The organism is Streptomyces sp. SID486 (assembly GCF_009865385.1).
Lineage (GTDB): Bacteria > Actinomycetota > Actinomycetes > Streptomycetales > Streptomycetaceae > Streptomyces.
On the sequence record NZ_WWJT01000266.1, the window covers coordinates 1 to 18,572 of the forward strand.

At 72.6% G+C, this 18,572-nt stretch carries 20 protein-coding genes; 7 read left to right on the top strand and 13 right to left on the bottom strand.

Features of this window, described 5'->3' with window-relative positions:
* The 3 genes from GT045_RS13180 to GT045_RS13190 form a co-directional block, all read left to right on the top strand.
* Window positions 1-395: urease accessory UreF family protein (locus tag GT045_RS13180; RefSeq protein WP_272926853.1), on the top strand; the 395-nt coding region annotated here is incomplete at its 5' end.
* A gap of 140 nt (window positions 396-535) precedes the next feature.
* Window positions 536-1,213, top strand: coding sequence for an urease accessory protein UreG (ureG, locus tag GT045_RS13185; RefSeq protein ID WP_161287528.1), 678 nt, complete (start codon window positions 536-538; stop codon window positions 1,211-1,213).
* Complete coding sequence (locus tag GT045_RS13190; protein ID WP_202527941.1) at window positions 1,177-1,968, top strand: urease accessory protein UreD; 792 nt, start codon at window positions 1,177-1,179, stop codon at window positions 1,966-1,968. Before ureG ends, GT045_RS13190 begins: the two co-directional genes overlap by 37 nt.
* 304 nt (window positions 1,969-2,272) lie before the next feature.
* Here GT045_RS13190 and GT045_RS13195 read toward each other — a convergent pair whose 3' ends face one another.
* The gene (locus GT045_RS13195; protein WP_161292314.1) at window positions 2,273-2,998 is read right to left on the bottom strand and encodes a lysophospholipid acyltransferase family protein; all 726 of its coding nucleotides are present in this window, start codon (window positions 2,996-2,998) and stop codon (window positions 2,273-2,275) included.
* A 205-nt stretch (window positions 2,999-3,203) separates the two neighbouring features.
* On the opposite strand from GT045_RS13195, the gene GT045_RS13200 reads away from it, so the two are divergent.
* Window positions 3,204-3,647 carry a DUF6153 family protein gene (locus GT045_RS13200; RefSeq protein ID WP_202527943.1) on the top strand — a complete coding sequence of 148 codons (444 nt, stop codon included), beginning with the start codon at window positions 3,204-3,206 and terminating at the stop codon, window positions 3,645-3,647.
* A gap of 79 nt (window positions 3,648-3,726) precedes the next feature.
* Window positions 3,727-4,371 (top strand): DUF305 domain-containing protein, encoded by a 645-nt coding sequence (locus GT045_RS13205; protein ID WP_161334281.1) that lies wholly within the window; start codon window positions 3,727-3,729, stop codon window positions 4,369-4,371.
* Between the two features lie 57 nt (window positions 4,372-4,428).
* Here the strand turns inward: GT045_RS13205 and rocD are convergent, their stop codons facing one another.
* The 8 genes from rocD to GT045_RS13240 form a co-directional block, all read right to left on the bottom strand.
* Window positions 4,429-5,646 carry an ornithine--oxo-acid transaminase gene (rocD, locus tag GT045_RS13210; RefSeq protein WP_161292319.1) on the bottom strand — a complete coding sequence of 406 codons (1,218 nt, stop codon included), beginning with the start codon at window positions 5,644-5,646 and terminating at the stop codon, window positions 4,429-4,431.
* A complete protein-coding gene (gene ddaH, locus GT045_RS13215) occupies window positions 5,646-6,455 on the bottom strand; it encodes a dimethylargininase (RefSeq protein ID WP_161292321.1) in 810 nt (269 codons plus the stop codon). The genes rocD and ddaH overlap by 1 nt, the downstream gene beginning before the upstream one ends.
* A gap of 153 nt (window positions 6,456-6,608) precedes the next feature.
* Complete coding sequence (locus tag GT045_RS13220) at window positions 6,609-7,094, bottom strand: Lrp/AsnC family transcriptional regulator (RefSeq protein WP_161292323.1); 486 nt, start codon at window positions 7,092-7,094, stop codon at window positions 6,609-6,611.
* A 37-nt stretch (window positions 7,095-7,131) separates the two neighbouring features.
* Complete coding sequence (locus tag GT045_RS38885; RefSeq protein ID WP_202527945.1) at window positions 7,132-7,299, bottom strand: hypothetical protein; 168 nt, start codon at window positions 7,297-7,299, stop codon at window positions 7,132-7,134.
* Window positions 7,300-7,497: 198 nt separating this feature from the next.
* On the bottom strand, window positions 7,498-8,448 hold the full coding sequence (locus tag GT045_RS13225) for a cytochrome c oxidase assembly protein (RefSeq protein WP_161292325.1): 951 nt from the start codon (window positions 8,446-8,448) through the stop codon (window positions 7,498-7,500).
* Window positions 8,449-8,611: 163 nt separating this feature from the next.
* The gene (locus GT045_RS13230) at window positions 8,612-9,637 is read right to left on the bottom strand and encodes a 6-phosphofructokinase (protein ID WP_161292327.1); all 1,026 of its coding nucleotides are present in this window, start codon (window positions 9,635-9,637) and stop codon (window positions 8,612-8,614) included.
* A gap of 406 nt (window positions 9,638-10,043) precedes the next feature.
* Entirely contained in the window at window positions 10,044-10,772 is a 729-nt protein-coding gene (locus GT045_RS13235; protein ID WP_161292329.1) for a glutamine amidotransferase, read from the bottom strand.
* Between the two features lie 20 nt (window positions 10,773-10,792).
* A complete protein-coding gene (locus GT045_RS13240; protein WP_161292331.1) occupies window positions 10,793-12,031 on the bottom strand; it encodes a MurT ligase domain-containing protein in 1,239 nt (412 codons plus the stop codon).
* Between the two features lie 153 nt (window positions 12,032-12,184).
* On the opposite strand from GT045_RS13240, the gene def reads away from it, so the two are divergent.
* Entirely contained in the window at window positions 12,185-12,745 is a 561-nt protein-coding gene (gene def, locus GT045_RS13245; protein WP_161334282.1) for a peptide deformylase, read from the top strand.
* Between the two features lie 156 nt (window positions 12,746-12,901).
* Here the strand turns inward: def and GT045_RS13250 are convergent, their stop codons facing one another.
* Window positions 12,902-13,546 (bottom strand): TetR family transcriptional regulator, encoded by a 645-nt coding sequence (locus GT045_RS13250; RefSeq protein ID WP_161296656.1) that lies wholly within the window; start codon window positions 13,544-13,546, stop codon window positions 12,902-12,904.
* Window positions 13,547-13,713: 167 nt separating this feature from the next.
* Here GT045_RS13250 and GT045_RS13255 point away from each other — a divergent pair, with 167 nt between their 5' ends.
* Window positions 13,714-14,943 carry an acyl-CoA dehydrogenase family protein gene (locus tag GT045_RS13255; RefSeq protein ID WP_161296655.1) on the top strand — a complete coding sequence of 410 codons (1,230 nt, stop codon included), beginning with the start codon at window positions 13,714-13,716 and terminating at the stop codon, window positions 14,941-14,943.
* A 214-nt stretch (window positions 14,944-15,157) separates the two neighbouring features.
* Here the strand turns inward: GT045_RS13255 and GT045_RS13260 are convergent, their stop codons facing one another.
* The 3 genes from GT045_RS13260 to GT045_RS13270 are packed head-to-tail and all read right to left on the bottom strand — an operon-like array spanning window position 15,158 to window position 17,962.
* Window positions 15,158-15,676, bottom strand: a complete 519-nt coding sequence (locus GT045_RS13260) for a cupin domain-containing protein (RefSeq protein WP_161334283.1) — start codon at window positions 15,674-15,676, stop codon at window positions 15,158-15,160.
* A gap of 7 nt (window positions 15,677-15,683) precedes the next feature.
* Entirely contained in the window at window positions 15,684-16,901 is a 1,218-nt protein-coding gene (locus GT045_RS13265; RefSeq protein WP_161334284.1) for a cytochrome P450, read from the bottom strand.
* On the bottom strand, window positions 16,898-17,962 hold the full coding sequence (locus GT045_RS13270) for a type III polyketide synthase (protein WP_161334285.1): 1,065 nt from the start codon (window positions 17,960-17,962) through the stop codon (window positions 16,898-16,900). The genes GT045_RS13265 and GT045_RS13270 overlap by 4 nt, the downstream gene beginning before the upstream one ends.
* Between the last annotated feature and the right edge of the window lie 610 nt (window positions 17,963-18,572).

Below are 18,572 nucleotides of genomic sequence, written 5' to 3' on the forward strand. Positions count from 1 at the left end.
AACTGCTGCGGGCCGCCCGGGCCGCCTGGCCGTCGGACGAACTCGACGCCGTGGCCCGCGCCTTCCCCAAGGGCGCCCACCAGCCGGTCGTGCTGGGACTCGCCGCCCGTGCGGCCGGGCTCGGACCCGAGGACGCCGCCCACTGCGCGGTGTACGAGAGCGTGAGCGGGCCGGCGACGGCCACCGTGCGGTTGCTGAGCCTCGACCCGTTCGACGCCACGGGAGCGCTGGCCCGGCTCGCGCCGGAGCTGGACCGCGTGGCGGACCGGGCGGTGGAGGCGGCCCGCCGGGTACCCGACGAAGGAGTCGACGCGCTGCCCGCCGCCTCAGGCCCCCTGCTGGAGGTCGGTGCGCAGTGGCACGCGGACTGGCCCGTGCGGCTGTTCGCGTCATGACCGGCATGTGCCGCGCACCCCTTCCCTCCCTTGCCCCCGGGGGCCCTGCCCCCAACCCGTGAACCGGCCGGACCGGCCCCGCCCGCGAACGACGGACGGGCCGGAGGCGGCTGGACCTGGCTGAAGACCGGAGTCGCCCCATGCACCTCGACCACACCCACCACGGCCCCGCCGCCGTCAGCGCGGACGCGCGCCGTCCCGACGGAACCCGGCGGGCTCTGCGCGTCGGGCTCGGCGGACCCGTCGGATCCGGCAAGACCGCCACCGTCGCCGCCCTCTGCCGGGAACTGCGCGACCGGCTCTCGCTCGCGGTCGTCACCAACGACATCTACACCCGCGAGGACGCCGAGTTCCTGCGCCGGGAAGCCGTGCTGCCGCCCGAGCGGATCACCGCCGTCGAGACGGGCGCCTGCCCGCACACCGCGATCCGCGACGACATCTCCGCCAACCTCGAAGCCGTCGAGGACCTGGAGGACGCGGTCGGCCCGCTGGACCTGATCCTCGTCGAGTCCGGTGGCGACAACCTCACCGCCACCTTCTCCAAAGGACTGGTGGACGCCCAAATCTTCGTGATCGACGTCGCCGGCGGTGACGACATCCCGCGCAAGGGCGGTCCCGGGGTCACCACCGCCGACCTCCTCGTCGTGAACAAGACCGACCTCGCCCCGTACGTCGGCTCCGACCTCGCCCGGATGGCCGCCGACGCCAAGGCCCAGCGGGCCGAACTGCCCGTGGTCTTCCAGTCGTTGCGCGGCGAGACCGGGGTCGCCGACGTCGCCGCATGGGTGCGCGGGCAGCTCGCCGCGTGGACGGCGTGACGCCGACCGGGGTCCGGGCCGACGCCCGGATCGTGGCCCGCTCCGACGGGCGCGGCGGCACGGCGCTGCCCGTCCTGGACGGTGAGGGCCCGCTGGCGCCGCGCCGTACCCGGGCGAGCGGATCCGAGGCGAAGGTCATGCTCGTCGGCGCGATGAGCGGGCCGCTCGGCGGCGACCGCTTCACGGTGGACGTCGGGGTGGAGACCGGCGCCCGGCTGCACGTCGGCTCGGCCGCCGCCACCCTCGCCCTGCCGGGCCAGGTCAAGGGCGCGGCCCGCTACGACGTCCGGCTCGACGTGGCCGACGGCGGCGAACTGCACTGGCTGCCCGAACAGCTGATCTCGGCCGACGGCAGCGACCTGGATGTCACCACCCGGGCCGAACTGGGCACCGGCGCCCACCTCGTGCTGCGCGAGGAACAGGTGCTGGGGCGGGCGGGCGAGCAGCCCGGCCGGCTCACCAGCCGGCTGACCGTGCGGGTGGCCGGCCGGACCCTGCTGGACCAGGAGCTGGCCTGCGGACCCGGCGCGCCCGGTGGCTGGGACGGCCCGGCCGTGCTCTCCGGCCACCGTGCCGTCGGTCAACTGGTTCTGGTCCGCCCGGAGTTCACCGAGCACCGGCCGGCCGCGCAGATGCTGGGGGAGTGCGCCGCCGTGGTGCCGCTCGCCGGACCCGCCGTGCTCGTCAGCGCCGTGGCCCCGGACGCCCTGCGACTGCGGCGGCTGCTGGACGAGGCGTTGCACCGCCTCGGCTGAACGGCGTGGCGCGGCTCACGCGGGAACGGGCTGTACGGGCCGTGCACCGCGCCCGCCCGCAGCCCCGCCGGCGCCGCCCAGGCGGGCCGGCCCCGCGCCACCGGGCAGCATCCGCGCCTCCGGGCAGGCTCCGGGCCACCGGGTCGGCTTCGCGCCTCCGGGCAGGCTCCGGGCCACCGGGCCGGCTTCGCGCCTCCGGGTCGGCCCGGCTGACCGCGCGCCCTTGTCACCACCGCTCGCGTCATGCCGGCGAGCCTGGGTACGCGGGCCGCCGGGGGCACGGTCCTGCCGCCGGTGGCGGAGGTCAGCCGAGCGGCGCCCGGGGGAACCTGCGCTCCCGCGGGTTCTGCCCGGCGGCCTCGCGCTCCTTGACGACGCCCGCGTACTCGTCGACGTACTCCTGCCCGGACAGCGACAGGATGGCGTAGACGATCTCGTCGGTGACCGCCCGCAGCACGGCCTTCTCACGCTCCATGCCGGCGTAGCGGGAGAAGTCGAGGGGCTCGCCGAAACGGATGGTCACCGGGCGGATCCTCGGTACGACCTTGCCGGGCGGCTGTGCCTCGAACGTGCCGATCATCGCGCAGGGCACCACCGGGACCCCCGCCGTCAGCGCCATCACGGCGACCCCGACCTTGCCCTTGTACAGCCGGCCGTCGTGCGAACGCGTCCCCTCGGGGTAGATGCCGAGCAGCTCTCCCTTGCGCAGCACCCCGAGGCCCTCCCGGATCGCGGCCTGCCCCGCCTCCTTGCCGGAGCGGTCCACCGGGATCTGTCCGGCGCTGCGGAAGAAGAACGCGGTGAGCCTGCCCTTCACCCCCGGGCCGGTGAAGTACTCCGCCTTGGCGAGGAAGGTGATGCGGCGCTTCAGGATCGCCGGCATCAGGAAGTGGTCGGAGAAGGACAGGTGATTGCCGGCGACGATCGCCGGGCCCGAGGCGGGCACGTGCTCCAGGCCCTCGATCCGGGGGCGGAAGAACAGTCTGAGCAGGGGGCCCAGCAGGACGTACTTGAGCAGGTGGTAGAACACGGCTCGCCCTCACTCCGTCAGGCCGGCTGCGGACCGGCGGTCCCGGCCCGCGGGCCGGACTGCCGGCCCGCGTGCCCCTGTCATCATCTGCTGCCCGGTACCGCCGGACCAGTACCCGGCGCGGTGCGCCGGGGGACCGGGGGGCGCGCGCCGGCGTCGCCGGGCCTCGGCGTGAGCCGGCCCCCGCGCCCGTACGATGGTCCCGATGCACGGCCACGGACAGCACCCTCGGCGACCGCTCCGGCGGTGCCGTGTGCTGTCCGTGCTGGCGGTGCTGATCGGACTGCTGGGCATGCACGCCCTCGCGCCCGGCGGCGGGACGGAACACACCGAGCAGGCCCGCGTCGAGCACGCCCGCGTCGAGCACGCCCCCGTCGAGCACATCCGCGCCGAGCACGGCGCGATGGCGCTCGGCGCCATGGACGACTGCCCCGGCGGGGACGGGCACTGCGGTGGCGGCCGGCTGCACCACGCCGACCCCACCTGCGCGTCCGGCGCCTTGGCCGACGGCCCCCAGCTGCCCGCACTCGCTCCCGCTCCGGCGGGTGGCGCCGTACCGGCCGGCGTCCCGTCCCCGAGCCTGCCCACGGCACCGGACAGCGCTCGCGCGCCACCCTCCCTGGCGGAACTCCAACTCCTGCGGATCTAGCCGCGCCGACGGCCGGAGCACCTGCTACGGCCGTCTCAGGCGTGCCCGAAATCCCTTCACAGAAACAGGAGTTCCCCGCATGACCAGCCGTACCCTGACGCGCCGGGCCGCCCTCGCCGCGGCCGCCGTGACCACCGCCCTCGTCCTCTCCTCCTGCAGCGGCGGCGGCGACAGCCACGGCGGCGGCCACCCCGGACACGGCTCCTCCGCCACCGCGGCCGCGCCCGACAGGTCGGCCTCCCCGCACAACGCGCAGGACGTCGCCTTCGCGCAGGGCATGATCCCGCACCACCGGCAGGCCCTGGAGATGGCGGAACTCGCCGCCGACCGGGCCTCGTCGGCGCGGGTGAAGGACCTCGCCGCCCGCATCGAGAAGGCCCAGGACCCGGAGATCCGCACCATGACCGGCTGGCTGAAGGCATGGGGTGAGAAGACCCCCGCGCCCGGCACGGACCACACGGGCCACACCGGGATGTCCGGCATGGCCGGGATGTCCGGGATGATGAGCGACGCCGACATGGACGCACTCAGGAAGGCCGACGGCAAGGACTTCGACACCAGGTTCCTGGCGTTGATGGTCCGGCACCACCAGGGCGCCGTCGAGATGGCCGCCACCGAGAAGGACAAGGGCCGCAGCGGCACCGCCAAGGACATGGCCGACGCCGTCGTCACCGCGCAGAGCGCCGAGATCAAGGAGATGAGGCAGCTCCTCGGCACGAGCTGACGGCACGGCGGGCGGGGGGACCGGTGTCGCCACCGGCCCCCCCGCCCGCCCGTTCCCTCAGGCCAGTACCTTCTCCAGAGCCGCCAGCGCCGACCGCAGCTCCTCCGCCGTGACGGTCAGTGGTGGCGCCAGCCGGATCGTGGAGCCGTGGGTGTCCTTCACCAGGATCCCCTCCCGCATCAGGCGCTCACTGATCTCCCGGCCGGTGCCGAGGGCCGGGTCGACGTCCACGCCGGCCCACAGCCCGCGCGCCCGGAAACCGACCACGCCCCTGCCGACCAGCTCGGTCAGACCGTCCCGCAGGACCACTCCCAGCTCGGCCGCCCGGCGCTGGAACTCACCGGTCTCCAGCAGCCCGACCACGGCCGTACCGACCGCCGCGGCGAGCGGATTGCCGCCGAACGTGGAGCCGTGCTCACCCGGATGCAGGACACCCAGCACCTCGCGCCGGGCCACCACAGCCGACACCGGCACGATGCCGCCGCCCAGCGCCTTGCCGAGCAGCACCATGTCCGGGACGACGTCCTCGTGCTCGACGGCGAGGGTGCGGCCCGTGCGGCCGAGGCCCGACTGGATCTCGTCGGCGACGAACAGGCAGCCCTTGCGCCGGGTCAGCTCGCGTACGCCCGCGAGGTAGCCGTCGTCGGGGATGAGCACCCCGGCCTCGCCCTGGATGGGCTCGATCAGCACCGCCGCCGTCGTCTCGTCGACCGCCGCCTCCAGCGCGGCCAGGTCGTTGTACGGCACGACCCGGAAGCCCGGCGTGAAGGGGCCGAAGCCGGTGCGGGCCGTCTCGTCCGTGGAGAAGCTGACGATGGTCGTCGTACGGCCGTGGAAGTTGTCCGCCGCGACCACGATGGTCGCCCGGTCGGCCGGGACGCCCTTCACGTCGTAGGCCCACTTGCGGGCCACCTTGATGCCGCTCTCCACCGCCTCGGCGCCGGTGTTCATCGGCAGCACCATGTCCAGGCCGGTCAGTGCCGTGAGCCGCTCGGCGAACTCCGCGAGCCGGTCGTTGTGGAAGGCGCGGGAGGTGAGCGTCAGCCGGTCGAGCTGGCGGTGCGCGGCCTCGACCAGGGCCGGGTGCCGGTGGCCGAAGTTCAGGGCCGAGTAGCCGGCCAGCATGTCGAGGTAGCGGTTGCCCTCGACGTCCTCCACCCAGGCGCCCTCGGCCCGGGCCACGACCACGGGCAGCGGGTGGTAGTTGTGCGCGAGAACCGGCTCCTCCGCGCGGATCAGATCGCCGGTCGTACGGGTGCGCGCTGGTGCGGTCATCAGCGGATCTCCTGGGTGCAGCACTTGATGCCACCGCCGGCCTTGTGGAACTCGGACAGGTCGACGGGGACGGGGACGTAACCGTGGCCGGTGAGGCGCTCGGCCAGCGCCTCGGCTCGGGGCGCGATGAAGACGTGCCGGCCGTCGGAGACGGAGTTCAGGCCGAACGCGAGCGCGTCCTCGCGGGTGGCGGGCACCGCGTCCGGGTACAGGCGCTTGAGCACCTCCCGGCTGCCCGGCGAGAACGCCTCGGGAAAGTAGCAGATGTTGTCGTCGTCGAGGACGAACAGCGCCGTGTCCAGGTGGTAGAAGTACGGGTCCACCAGGGTCAGGCCGATCACCGGATGGCCGAGGAACTCCTGCGCCTCCCGGTGCGCCTCGCGAGTGGTGCGGAATCCGGTGCCGGCGAGCACGTAGCGGCCCGTCCACACCAGGTCGCCCTCACCCTCGGTCACCGACTCGGGACGGTGGACGTCGTAGCCCGCCGCCTTGAACCAGGTGTCGTAGTGCTCGGACTCGGGTCGCCGTTGCGGAGCGTGGAACAGGGAGCCGAAGACCCGGCCGCCGACGACGAACGCCGCGTTGGCGGCGAACACCATGTCCGGCAGGCCGGGGACGGGATCGACGGTGTCGACGGTGTGGCCGTGGGCCCGGTAGGCGCGGATCAGCGCCTGCCACTGGTCCTGGGCCAGGTCCACGTCGACGGGCCGGTCGGGATGCATCCAGGGGTTGATCGCGTACTGGACGGCGAAGTGTCTGGGTTCGCAGACGAGAAAACGCCGGGAACGCGGCACACGAGATTCGGACACAGAGGGTTTCCTCCGCTTTCCTGTGTGTCACTGAGGGCTGACACCACGGTAAGAAGCGAAGCCGACGCCCGACAAGCGCGAAAGGCTGCGCAGATGCGCAGCATCGCTGCGTCGTGAGCACGTGGGACGCAGGTCTGCTGCGCGCCCTCGCGGTCACTCGGGGGCCGCGTGGACCGCTCCCGCCTCCGGACTGTCGGGGAGCAGATGGGAGAGCACCATCACGCTGATCGTCTTGCGGATGAACGGTTCGGCGCGGATCCGCTCCAGCACCTCCTCGAAGTGCTCCACGTCCCGGGCCCGCACGTGCAGCAGCGCGTCGGCACCGCCGGTCACCGTCATGGCCGCCGCGATCTCCGGATGGTCGCGCACGACCTCCGCCAGGCGCCGGGGCGGGGCCGCCCCCTCGCAGTAGACCTCGACGTACGCCTCCGTGCGCCAGCCGAGCGCCGAGGGCTGCACCGTCGCCGTGAACCCCGTGATCACCCCGGTCTCCCGCAGCCGGTCCACGCGCCGCTTGACCGCCGTGGCGGACAGCCCGATCGCCGCGCCGATCTCGGCGAAGCTGGTCCGGGCGTTCCCCATCAAAGCGGTGATGATCTGGCGGTCCAGCTCGTCGAACGAGGACGTCCTGCTGTTCATGCGGGCACTGTAGCCAGCTCGGCCGGTACCCCGCGGCTCACGACTGCGTGACGACCAGCCCGATCGTCAGCAGCCCCAGCACCACCCAGCCGAACCAGAGCCAGCCGTTGCTGCCGAGCGCGACCGTGTAGGCGGTCACGACGACCAGCCCGCCGACCGTGAGAGCCCCCATCGCTTTTATGGAACCGTTCGTGGAACCGGGCATCGCGACACCCTCCTCATGGTCCGTCCCTGACCATGGTGCCCCGATTCCCGCCGGGAGGGGATAGGGCCGCGGATTCCCACGCGGCAGCGGAAGCGGCCAGGGCCCGGGTCAGGTGTTCCCGTCCGGAAGGGGGCGGTGCCGCCGGCCGGGGCCCGAGGCGGGGCCGGTGCGGTCGCCGGACCGCCGGGGCGGGGCGGCTCAGCCCTCGCGGGTGTTCAGCGAGGCCAGATAGGCGTTGTAGGCCGCCAGCTCCTTGTCGCCGTCCCGGTCCGCGGCGCGGTCCTTGCGCCTGGCCTGCCGCTGCTCGGAGCCGTACCACTGGAAGAGCAGCGCGATCAGCACCAGCACGGAGGGGATCTCGCTGAACGCCCAGGCGATGCCGCCGGCCGCGTTCTGGTCCGACAGCGCGTCGATGCCGAGCGAGGCGGGCGGGTTCTCGAACGTCTTCACCATCGGCGTCGACGCCATCATCAAGGCGATCCCGAAGAACGCGTGGAAGGGCATGCCCGCGAACAGCTCCAGCATCCGCATCAGGTAGCCCGGCCGGTGCGGGCCGGGGTCGACCCCGATGATCGGCCAGAAGAACACGACACCGACCGCGAGGAAGTGCACCATCATCGCGATGTGTCCGCCCCTGGAGCCCATCAGGAAGTCGAACAGCGGCGTGAAGTAGAGCGCGTACAGGCTCGCGATGAACAGCGGGATGGTGAACGCCGGATGGGTGATGATCCGCATGTACCGGCTGTGCAGCAGCATCAGCAGCAGCTCACGGGGCCCCTTGCGGCCCTTGCCCGCGGTCGGGAGGGCACGCAGCGCCAGCGTGACGGGGGCGCCCAGCAGGATAAGGATCGGCGACAGCATGCTGATCACCATGTGCTGCACCATGTGCACGCTGAACATGACCATGCCGTAGTCGTTCAGCCTGGTGCACATCACCAGCGCGATGGTGAGCACACCGACGACGTACAGCACCGTCCGGCTCACCGGCCAGGAGTCCCCGCGCCGCCGCAGCCGCAGCACACCCCAGCCGTACAGGCCCAGACCGGCCAGGCAGGCGAGGAGGAAGAACGGGTCGGCCGACCACTCGAGCCCTCGCGCCAGCGTGAACGGCGGCAGATCCATGGTCATGCCGTGCCCGCTGTGATCCATCCGCCGGCTCCTGTTTCGTGGGGGTTGTGCGAGTCTGTCCGCCCACAAGAGTAGAGCGGCCCCCGGTCACCACCGCGACCGGGGGCGACCGCGACACCCGAAGGGCCGCGGGGGGCCGGCGCGACGAGCCACGGGCACCCGCACCCGGCGGCTCATCCGGACGTCAGAGGACGCACTCCGCCTCGTCGTAGCGCTCCACCGGCACCGTCTTCAGCGTCTCCACGGCCTCCGCCAGCGACACCAGCACGATGTCCGTCCCGCGCAGGGCCGTCATCATGCCGAACTCGCCCCGGTGCACGGCCTCCACCGCGTGCCATCCGAAACGGGTCGCCAGCACCCGGTCGTACGCCGTCGGCGTGCCGCCCCGCTGCACGTGCCCGAGGATCACCGGCCGGGCCTCCTTGCCGAGCCGCTGCTCCAGCTCGACCGACAGCTGCCGCGCGATGCCCGCGAACCGTTCGTGGCCGTAGACGTCCTTGCCGCCCTCGTCGAACTCCATGGAACCGGGGCGCGGCTTGGCCCCCTCCGCGGCGACCACGATCGCGAACCGCTTGCCCGCCTCGAACCGCTCGCCGACCTTCTTCGTCAACTGCTCGATGTCGAAGGGCCGCTCGGGTACGACGACGGCGTGGGCGCCGGCCGCCATGCCGGAGTGCAGCGCGATCCAGCCGGTGTGCCGGCCCATGACCTCCACGATCAGCACGCGCTGGTGGGACTCGGCGGTGGTCTTCAGCCGGTCCAGCGCCTCGGTCGCCACGGTCACCGCGGTGTCGAAGCCGAAGGTGACGTCCGTGACGGCGATGTCGTTGTCGATGGTCTTGGGCACGCCCACGACGGGCAGCCCGTGGTCCGACAGCAGCCGGGCCGCCTTCAGCGTGCCCTCGCCGCCGATCGGGATGATCGCGTCGAGGCCGAGTTCCGCGACATGCCCCCGGGCCCGCTCCACCCCGTCCCGCAGGTGCTCCGGGCGGACCCGGGAGGAGCCGAGGATGGTGCCGCCGCGGGCCAGGATGCCGCCCACGGCGTCGAGGTCGAGCTTGAGATGGTCGCCCTCCAGGAGGCCCTTCCAGCCGTCCCGGAAACCGATGACCTCGTCGCCGTGGTCGGCGACGGCGCGGTGCACGACGGACCGGATGACGGCGTTCAGGCCGGGGCAGTCGCCGCCGGACGTGAGGACACCAATGCGCATAGCCCGAAATACCTTCTCAACGTGGGCCGGGTAGACCGGACCACGGTGTCCGGCGGATTCCCGGCCACCCTACCGGCGTCAGGGGGTGGCTCCGTAGCGGGCGTCCGCCTGCTGGACGCGCCCGCACATGTGAGCGGACGGGCCGTCAGGCGGGCCCGCCGGGGTCCTGCCGGACCACATGGAAATCCGCCTGAAGCGCCGGTTACGCGCACTGTCGCCCGGCAGTTGCGGCGCGGGCCGCTGTCCGGCCGTACCCACGCGGGCCGCCGCGCGTCCGTACCCGCGCAGGCGGCCCGTAGCCGCACCCGGCCGGGGCGCCGGGCAGCCGTGCCCGCGCGGGGCGCCGGGCAGCCGTGCCCGCGCGGGGTGCCGGAGAACCGTGCCCGCGCGGGGCCGCGCAGCCGTCCTACGCGGGCTGCTGGGCGGCGGCGATGCGCTCGTTGCGCAGGGCCTCGTACCAGCGGTCGTCGATCGGCGGCAGCGCGTTGACGTCGAGCGCCAGCTTCAGCAGCAGATCGGCGATCAGCGGGTTGCGGGCGAGGACGGGGCCGTGCATGTACGTCCCGAAGACGGTCCCGTTGTACGCGCCCTCCGTGCCGTCCCCGGTGCCGTTGCCCTTGCCGATCTGCGTCCGGGCGAACGGACGGGCGCCGGGGCCGAGGTGGGTCACGCCCTGGTGGTTCTCGAAACCGGTCAGCGGCGGCAGGCCGAGCTGCGGGTCGATGTCGCCGAGGACGTCACCGACGCAGCGCTCGCCCTCGCCGCGCACCGACACCACGTCGAGCAGGCCGAGGCCGGGCTCGCGCTGGCCGAGGTCGTTGATGAACTCGTGGCCGAGGATCTGGTAGCCGGCGCAGACGGAGAAGACGATCGCGCCGTTCTCCACGGCCCGTTGCAGATGCCCGTCCCGGCGCAGCCGCTCGGCCGCGAGCCGCTGCGGGCGGTCCTCGCCGCCGCCGATCAGGTAGATGTCACCGGAGGTCGGGATCGGCTGGTCGCTGCGCACGTCCAGCCGGGCCACGTCCAGGCCGCGCTGCCGCGCCCGCCGCTCCACGACGAGGGCGTTGCCCTGGTCGCCGTAGGTGCTCAGCAGGTCCGGGTAGATCCACACCAGCCGCAGTTGGTTGTCGCTCATGAGGTGATCCCCTTCGAAGATCAGTTGCCGACGCGGCGGCGCAGGTCCTGGAACGCGGTGTAGTTCGCGATGACCTCGATCCGGCCCGGCGGGCACATCTGCACGGCCTGGTCGAGGTTCTCGCAGACCTGGAAGTGCTGGTTCGCCACCTCCAGGCGGACGGCGAGGTCCAGCTTCCGGTCGCCGATGACGAAGATCGGGTGACCGGTGAGCCGCGTGTAGTCGACGTCCCACAGCCAGGAGGTGTCGGTGCCGTCGGCGCCGCGCGCGTTGACGGACAGGACCACCGGGGCGGGCGGCGGGTCGATCAGGGAGAACGTCTCCAGCCAGCCGGCCGGGTTCTTGGCCAGCAGCAGCCTGAGGTCGCGGTTCTGGAACTGCACGACGTCGTAGCGGCCGGCCACCGCCTGCACCTGGTACATCCGCTCCAGGGCGACCTGCGGCGGCACCCCGAAGACGGCGGCGACGGCCGCCGAGCTGGCCGCGTTCGCCTTGTTGGCGCGGCCGGGCAGCTGGAGGTGGATCGGCCAGGCGGACCCGTGCGGGTCGAGCACGTGGTCACCGGACAGCGCCCAGGTCGGCGTGGGCCGGCGGAAGCCGCACTCCCCGCAGAACCAGTCGTCGCCGGGGCGCTGCATGACGCCGCCGCACGACGGGCAGGACCAGGCGTCGTCCTTCCACATCTGCCCGGCCGCGACCCAGATCACGTTCGGGGAGGAGGAGGCGGCCCAGACCACCAGCGGGTCGTCGCAGTTGGCGACGATGACGGCCTTGGTGCCGGCCAGGCCCTCACGCCAGTTCTCGGCGAGCATCCGGGTCTCGGCGGCGCGGTCCAGCTGGTCGCGGGAGAGGTTCAGCAGCGCGATGCACTTGGGGTCGGTGTCCCGGGCCACTCCGGCCAGGTACTTCTCGTCGACCTCGATGACGCCGAACTTCGCCTCCGAGCCGCCCGCGAGCGCGGACGTGATGCCGGCCGGCATGTTGGCGCCGAGCGCGTTCGACACGACCGGGCCCGCGGCGCGCAGCGCCTCCGCGATGAGCCGGGTGGTCGTGGTCTTGCCGTTGGTGGCGGAGACCAGGGTGACGTCCAGGTTCTGGGCGAGCCGCCCGAGCAGGTCGGGGTCGAGTCTCAGCGCGACCCGGCCACCGATCACCGACCCGCTGCCGCGTCCCGCGGCGCGCGATGCCGCAGCGACCGCCTTGCCCGCGGTCACGGCCAGCTTGGCCCGCGGCGAGAGCGGGTCCGAGTTGCCTGCCATCAGTTCTCGATCCTCCTTGCGTACGCGCCGCGCCTGGGGGCCATCCGGCAGCGTGGTGTGAACGTCAGCCTATCGAGATCCATTCGCACACCCGAATCCCGGCCCACGCCTCGAGCGGCGGGCACGGCCTGAAGGAACCGTACCCTTGCCGCCATGCGACACGGTTCCATTCCGGGCGCCCGCGGGCGCGTCCGGCCTCTCACCCTGTTCGGCGACGCGGTACTGCGCGAGCCGTGCGAGGACGTCACCGACTTCGGCCCCGGCCTCGCGGCCCTCGTGGAGGACTTGTTCGCCACGATGTACGCGGCCCAGGGGGTGGGCCTGGCCGCCAACCAGATCGGTGTCGGTCTGCGGGTGTTCGTCTACGACTGTCCGGACGACGAGGACGTGCGGCACCTCGGGCACGTGGTGAACCCGCGGCTGGTGACGGCGGACGGCGTGGTGATCCGGGGTCCGGAGGGCTGTCTGTCGCTGCCGGGTCTGGAGGCGGGGACCGAGCGCTACGACCACGCGGTCGTCGAGGGCCGCACGGTGACGGGGGAGCCGGTCACCGTGCACGGCACGGGGTTCTTCGCCAGGTGCCTGCAGCACGAGTGCGACCACCTGGAGGGCCGGGTGTACGCGGACCGTCTGACGGGCCTGCGCAGGCGCAGGCTGCACCGGCAGGTCGAGCGGGCGCCGTGGCACCGCACGCGTGGTCCGGCCGGGGAGTGAGGGCGACTGCGCACGCGTGGTCCGGCGGGGGGTATGGGCGACCGCGCACGCGTGGTCCGGGCGGGGGGTGAGGGCGACCGCGCACGCGTGGTCCGGGCGGGGGGTGAGGGCGACCGCGCCGCCGGCGGCCGTCCGTCCGCGGCCGGGTGGCGGCCGTCAGAATCCCGGACCGCCGACCCGGTCCCCGGCAGCCGCGAGCCTGCCCCACAGCAGGTCGGCGAGGGACCGCACCAACTCGGCCCGGGAACAGGGGCGTTCGCCGAGCCACCAGTCGCCGGCGGCATGCATCATCCCGACGATGCCGTGCCCCCACACCCGGGCGAGCCGCTGGCTTCCCGGGCCGAGGTCCACCCGCTCCTCGATGACCTGGGCCAGCTCCTCGCCCATCCGGCGCAGCAGCGGGGCGCTGTGCTTGCCGACGTCGAAGCCCTGGTCGCCGCCCTGGCCGCCTTCCGCCGGGTGCATCAGGAACCGGTACACCTGGGGCCGGGCCTCGATCGCGGCGAGATAGGTGTCCAGGGTGGACTCGACCCGCTCCCGCCGGCCGGCCGGAGCGTCCAGCGCCGCTCGCAGCGAGTCCAGCAGGGCGTCGGTGTGCCGTTTGGCCAAGGCTGCGTAAAGGCCGCCCTTGTCGCCGAAGTGCCGGTACAGGATCGGCTTCGTGATGCCCGCTTCCGCCGCGATCGCGTTCATCGACGCCTGCGGGCCGTCGCGCAGCACCACCCGGTCGGCGGCCTCCAGCAGCTCGCGCCGTCGGCGGTCGGCGGACCGCTGCTGATCGGTCCGCTGTGTGGTGTCCATGTGCTCTCCCCACCCGTGCTGATTCGGTGACGCCTGCGCAAAGTAACACTGACCGGGCCCCTGACATCGAACGGGATGCCGAGGCGTCATCAACGGTTGACTTTTACTACCGGTGAGTAACACACTTCCGTTACCGCTAGTAACACCGTACCGCCGCTGGAGGGGACATGGCCGAGTTCACCATGGAGCTGAACGACGAACAGAAGGAAGTCCGGGACTGGCTCCATGGCTTCGCCGCGGATGTCATCCGCCCCGCGGCGGCCGAGTGGGACGAGCGCGAGGAGACGCCCTGGCCGGTCATCCAGGAGGCCGCGAAGGTCGGCATCTACTCCCTGGACTTCTACGCGCAGCAGTACTTCGACCCCACCGGTCTCGGCATCCCCATGGCCATGGAGGAGCTGTTCTGGGGTGACGCGGGCATCGCCCTGTCCATCGTGGGCACCGGTCTCGCGGCCGTGGGCGTGCTCGCCAACGGCACCGAGGAACAGATCGGCACCTGGATCCCGCAGATGTACGGCGACCCGAACGACGTCAAGGTCGCCGCGTTCTGCTCCTCCGAGCCCGACGCGGGCTCCGACGTCGCCTCCATGCGCACGCGTGCCGTGTACGACGAGGCCACGGACGAATGGGTGATCAACGGCACGAAGACCTGGGCCACCAACGGCGGCATAGCCAACGTCCACGTCGTCGTCGCCGTCGTCGACCCGGAACTCGGCTCCAAGGGCCACGCCTCCTTCATCGTGCCGGCGGGTACGCCCGGGCTGGCCCAGGGCCAGAAGTTCAAGAAGCACGGCATCCGCGCCTCGCACACCGCCGAGGTCATCCTCGACGGCGTCCGGGTGCCCGGCTCCTGCCTGCTCGGGGGCAAGGAGAAGCTGGACGAGCGGCTCGCCCGGGCCCGGGAGCGGGCCAAGGCGCCCGGGGGAGAGCGTGTGAAGAACGCGGCGATGGCCACGTTCGAGGCGAGCCGGCCCGCCGTCGGCGCCATGGCGGTCGGCACCGCCCGTGCCGCATACGAGGTCGCCCTCGACTACGCCGTGACCCGCGAGCAGTTCGGGCGGCCCATCATCGACAACCAGGGTGTGGCGTTCCAGCTGGCGGACATGCGCACGCAGATCGACGCCGCCCGGCTCCTCGTCTGGCGCGCGTCCTGGATGGCGGTCAACGGCAAGCCGTTCACCGCGGCCGAGGGATCGATGTCGAAGCTCTTCGCGAGCGAGACCGCGAAGAAGGTGACCGCGCAGGCGATCCAGATTCTGGGCGGCAACGGGTACACGCGCGAATACCCGGTCGAGCGGATGCACCGGGACAGCGCGATCTACACGATCTTCGAGGGGACGAGCGAGATCCAGCGGCTGGTCATCGCGCGCACGCTGTCCGGAGCGCCGATCCGCTAAGTCCGCTAAGTCCGGCGGGTCCGGTGGGTCCGGTGGGTCCGGTGGGTCCGGCGGAGCGTGCGGGGCCGCTGAGCGGGCCGGCCGCGGGGCCGCTGTCCGGTGGAGGCCGACCGCCCCGGGGGTGGCCGACTGCCCCGGGGTGGCCGGCCGCCCGGGGGTGGCCGGCCGCTCGGTGGTGGTCGGCCGCTGGTCGCCGTGCCCGCGGCCGGCCCGCTCAGCGGTGCCTGAGCGGTGTGAGCTGTTCGATGTCGTACTTGGCGCGCAGCGCCTCGATCGCCTCCTGGTCCGGCGGGCCCCCGTTGCCGAGGATCTCCAGCAGTTCCTCGAAGTACAGCTCGTGGTCCGGCGGCGGACTCGACTGGAAGAACATCCTCGCCGGGGTGTCCGTGGGGTTGGAGAAGGCGTGGGGGCAGCCCGGTGGTACGACGATGACCGTGCCCGGTGTCGCCCGGACCACCCGGTTGCCTGAACTCGACTCCCAGCGCTGCCAGTTGTCGGGGGTGCGGATACGCGGCTCGAAGGCGAGCACGTCCAGCTCGCCGTCGAGGACGTAGAACAGCTCCTCGCTGCGCGTGTGCACATGGGCGCCCACGTCGAAGCCCGGCGGGACCTCCACCTCGAAGGTCGAGGCCATCCGCGAGTGGGTGCCGGTGACCTTGAACGTCACCCGCTGGGCCGGCGTCTGCACGACACGGCCCTGCCCCGGCGGCACATACAGTCCCTCGGTCGTCATGGGGCGCTCACCACGTCACCGGAAGGGCCTCGGGGCCCCGGATCAGGGCGCCCTTCCTGAAGAAGACCTGATCCGGGGGTACGGCGAGCCGCAGGCCCGGCAGCCGGTCCAGCAGGGCGTCCGTCAGGAGCTCCTGCTCCAGCCGGGCCAGTATCCCGCCGGGGCAGTAGTGCGGACCGAAGCCGAACGCCACATGCGGGTTGGGGCAGCGGGAGAAGTCGATGGTGTCCGGGTCGGGGAAGACCTCCGGGTCGCGGTTGGCGGCCAGGTAGGAGATGTAGACCGCGTCGCCCGCGCGGATGCGGACCCCGCCGATCCCGACGTCCTCCAGGGCGATGCGGGACAGCCCGACGGCGTTGCGGTGCGGGATGTAGCGCAGGAGTTCGTCGATCGCCTGCGGCCGGATCCCCGGCTCCGCCCGCAGCCGCTCCACCAGGTCGGGGCGGGTCAGCAGCAGGTAGAACAGCTGCCCGCTGTTGGCGGTGACCGCCTCTCCGCCGATCTGCAGGAGGACGGCCAGACCGGTGGCCTGCTCCAGCGTCACCTCACCCCGGCCGAGCGCGGCACCCAGCAGCGAGGTGACGTCCTCGCCGGTGCTGTTCTCGCGCAGCCCGATCAGGTCGGAGAAGTACGCGGCCATCTCCCGCTTCGCCCGCTCGCTGACCTCCTTGCCGTGCGCGGAGGACAGGATCAGCTGGGTCCAGACGTGCATGCTGTGCCGGTCGCCCGCGGGCACCCCCATCACCTCGCAGATGACCGCGATCGGGAACGGGCTGAGCACCGCGCCGGTGAGGTCCGCCGGCGGACCGCCCCGCACCAGCTCGGCGACCAGTTCGTCCAGCATGACGCGCGCCTTCTCCCGCACCCGCTCCACCCCCTTCGCGGTGAAGGCGGGCGCCACCGAGCGGCGGAGCCGGGTGTGGTCGGGCGGGTCGAGGAAGCCGACCGCGCCGCGGTCCGGGATGAAGTGCGGGGCAAGCCGGGTGACCTGCTTGTCCATGACCGCCTCACGGCTGAAGCGGGGGTCGTTGGCCACCCGGCGCACATCGTCGTACCGGGTGACCAGCCACGCCCAGCCCTCCCCGTTGGGCAGCTGTATGCGGGTCACCGGGCCCTCGGCCATCAGCTCGGCCAGCACCGGGTCGAACTGCGACCCGGGCAGGTCGAGCGCCGGCCAGTGCCGCACCGGGGGCCGCGCCTCGGTGAGCGTCGACTCGTCGGTCATCCAGCGGCCCCGTCCCCGTTGACCCAGCGGCCCACCGTCATCTCGGCGGTGATGCCGGGACCGAACCCGGCGAGCAGTCCGCGGGCCCGTTCCTCGGCGCCGCCCTCGTCGAACAGCCGGCGCAGCGCGTCCAGGACGACGGCGCTGGCGATGTTGCCGTACTCGGTCAGCGTGGCCCGGCTGAACCGGAACGCGTGCGGTTCGACCTGCAGGAACTTGCTGAGGTCGTCGAGGATGCGGGGACCGCCCGCGTGGATGATGTAGAAGTCCAGGTCGGACGCGTCCCAGCCGTGCGTGCCCGCCAGGTCCTTCAGCGCCGGCGCGAGCGGCTCCATGGTCGCCGGCACCCGCTTGTCCAGCAGGAAGTGGAAGCCGGTGGCCCGCACGTCGTACGCGATCCAGTCCTCGGTCTTCGGGATCAGGTAGGAGCCGTTGCGTTCCAGGCGGACGCCCGTGCCGCCCTGCCCGCGGACCACGGCGGCGGCGATGCCGTCGCCGAACAGGCCGTTGGAGAGCAGCGAGCCGACGCCGAGGTCGGTTGGCTGGTAGCACAGCGAGCAGAACTCGCAGGCCACGATCAGGGCGTTCGCGTTCGGGTAGGCCGTGCAGAAGTCGTGCGCCCGGTTGATCGCCGCACCGCCGGCCGCGCAGCCCAGCTGTGCGATGGGCAGCTGGCGGGTGGTGCTGTCGAAGTCCATCTCGTTGATCAGCCATGCGGTGAGCGAGGGCATCATGAAGCCCGTGCACGACACGTAGACGATCACGTCGATGTCGCTGGTGAGCAGCTCCGCGTCGTCCAGCGCACGCTGGATCACCGCGGGTACCCGGGCCTTGGCCTCGGCCTCGTACAGCTTGTTGCGGTCCTCGAAGCCCGGGTGCTTGAGGGTCTCCTCGATGGGCTGGACGATGTGTCTCGTCCGGACGCCGGTGTTCTCGATCAGCCTGAGGGCCAGTGGCAGTTGGGGGTGGTCCGCGTGATGGGTGCGCGCCAGCTCCAGCGTCTCCTCCATGGTGATCACGTACTCCGGGACCGACACCGTGGGCCTGCACAAAGTCGCCATGAACCGTCCCTGCTTTCCGTGTTCCGGAAGACCTCCGCCCACCGGTCAGAAGGTGGGGCCACCTCTGTGGGTGCTCCACCTACCGTCACCCGGGAGGGCGATGATCTCGCGTTGGATTACTCCGAACCGGGGACCCCGTGTCAGGCTCGGATGTGGATTTCCACCGCCGGACGAGGGAAAACGCCATGGCCGCCGTTACGGCCGAAGACCTGCCGGGGAACGCCGCCAGGGCTCTCGCTCCGGGCCCGGCGGCCTGTCTTCCGGGCCGCTCACCGCGTACGGCTACGCGCGCATCCGGAGACGCGGAGACGCGGAGACGCGGACACCGGAAACCGGGAGACCTTGGGCGCGGAGACGCGGAGGCGCGGAGGCTCGGGGGTGCGGAGACGCGGAGCCCCGGGGGTGCGGAGACCCGGCCGCGCCGGAACGTGCGGCAGCGGTAGGTGATCCCCGTCGGTCCCCGCGGCCCCGCCCGTGCCCGGGCGGCCCGACCCGTGCCCGCGCGGCCTGGCCGTGCCCAGGGCGGCCTGCCCGCGTCCAGGGCGGCCTGTCCGTGCCGGGCAGTGAACCGATGTGGCTCCGACATGGCACCGACGTGGCTCTCGCCGCC

Excerpts from the sequence above, each read along its gene's own strand:
- GT045_RS13265 (WP_161334284.1), bottom strand. The coding sequence starts at position 16,901 with ATGACCGACGAGTCGACGCTCACCGAGGCGCGGCCCCCGGTGCGGCAC.
- GT045_RS13255 (WP_161296655.1), top strand. The coding sequence starts at position 13,714 with ATGGCCGAGTTCACCATGGAGCTGAACGACGAACAGAAGGAAGTCCGG.
- GT045_RS38885 (WP_202527945.1), bottom strand. The coding sequence starts at position 7,299 with ATGCCCGGTTCCACGAACGGTTCCATAAAAGCGATGGGGGCTCTCACG.
- ureG (WP_161287528.1), top strand. The coding sequence starts at position 536 with ATGCACCTCGACCACACCCACCACGGCCCCGCCGCCGTCAGCGCGGAC.
- GT045_RS13270 (WP_161334285.1), bottom strand. The coding sequence starts at position 17,962 with ATGGCGACTTTGTGCAGGCCCACGGTGTCGGTCCCGGAGTACGTGATC.
- rocD (WP_161292319.1), bottom strand. The coding sequence starts at position 5,646 with ATGACCGCACCAGCGCGCACCCGTACGACCGGCGATCTGATCCGCGCG.
- GT045_RS13260 (WP_161334283.1), bottom strand. The coding sequence starts at position 15,676 with ATGACGACCGAGGGACTGTATGTGCCGCCGGGGCAGGGCCGTGTCGTG.
- def (WP_161334282.1), top strand. The coding sequence starts at position 12,185 with ATGCGACACGGTTCCATTCCGGGCGCCCGCGGGCGCGTCCGGCCTCTC.
- GT045_RS13200 (WP_202527943.1), top strand. The coding sequence starts at position 3,204 with ATGCACGGCCACGGACAGCACCCTCGGCGACCGCTCCGGCGGTGCCGT.
- GT045_RS13235 (WP_161292329.1), bottom strand. The coding sequence starts at position 10,772 with ATGAGCGACAACCAACTGCGGCTGGTGTGGATCTACCCGGACCTGCTG.
- GT045_RS13205 (WP_161334281.1), top strand. The coding sequence starts at position 3,727 with ATGACCAGCCGTACCCTGACGCGCCGGGCCGCCCTCGCCGCGGCCGCC.
- GT045_RS13190 (WP_202527941.1), top strand. The coding sequence starts at position 1,177 with ATGGGTGCGCGGGCAGCTCGCCGCGTGGACGGCGTGACGCCGACCGGG.
- GT045_RS13230 (WP_161292327.1), bottom strand. The coding sequence starts at position 9,637 with ATGCGCATTGGTGTCCTCACGTCCGGCGGCGACTGCCCCGGCCTGAAC.
- GT045_RS13225 (WP_161292325.1), bottom strand. The coding sequence starts at position 8,448 with ATGGATCACAGCGGGCACGGCATGACCATGGATCTGCCGCCGTTCACG.
- GT045_RS13240 (WP_161292331.1), bottom strand. The coding sequence starts at position 12,031 with ATGGCAGGCAACTCGGACCCGCTCTCGCCGCGGGCCAAGCTGGCCGTG.
- GT045_RS13250 (WP_161296656.1), bottom strand. The coding sequence starts at position 13,546 with ATGGACACCACACAGCGGACCGATCAGCAGCGGTCCGCCGACCGCCGA.
- GT045_RS13220 (WP_161292323.1), bottom strand. The coding sequence starts at position 7,094 with ATGAACAGCAGGACGTCCTCGTTCGACGAGCTGGACCGCCAGATCATC.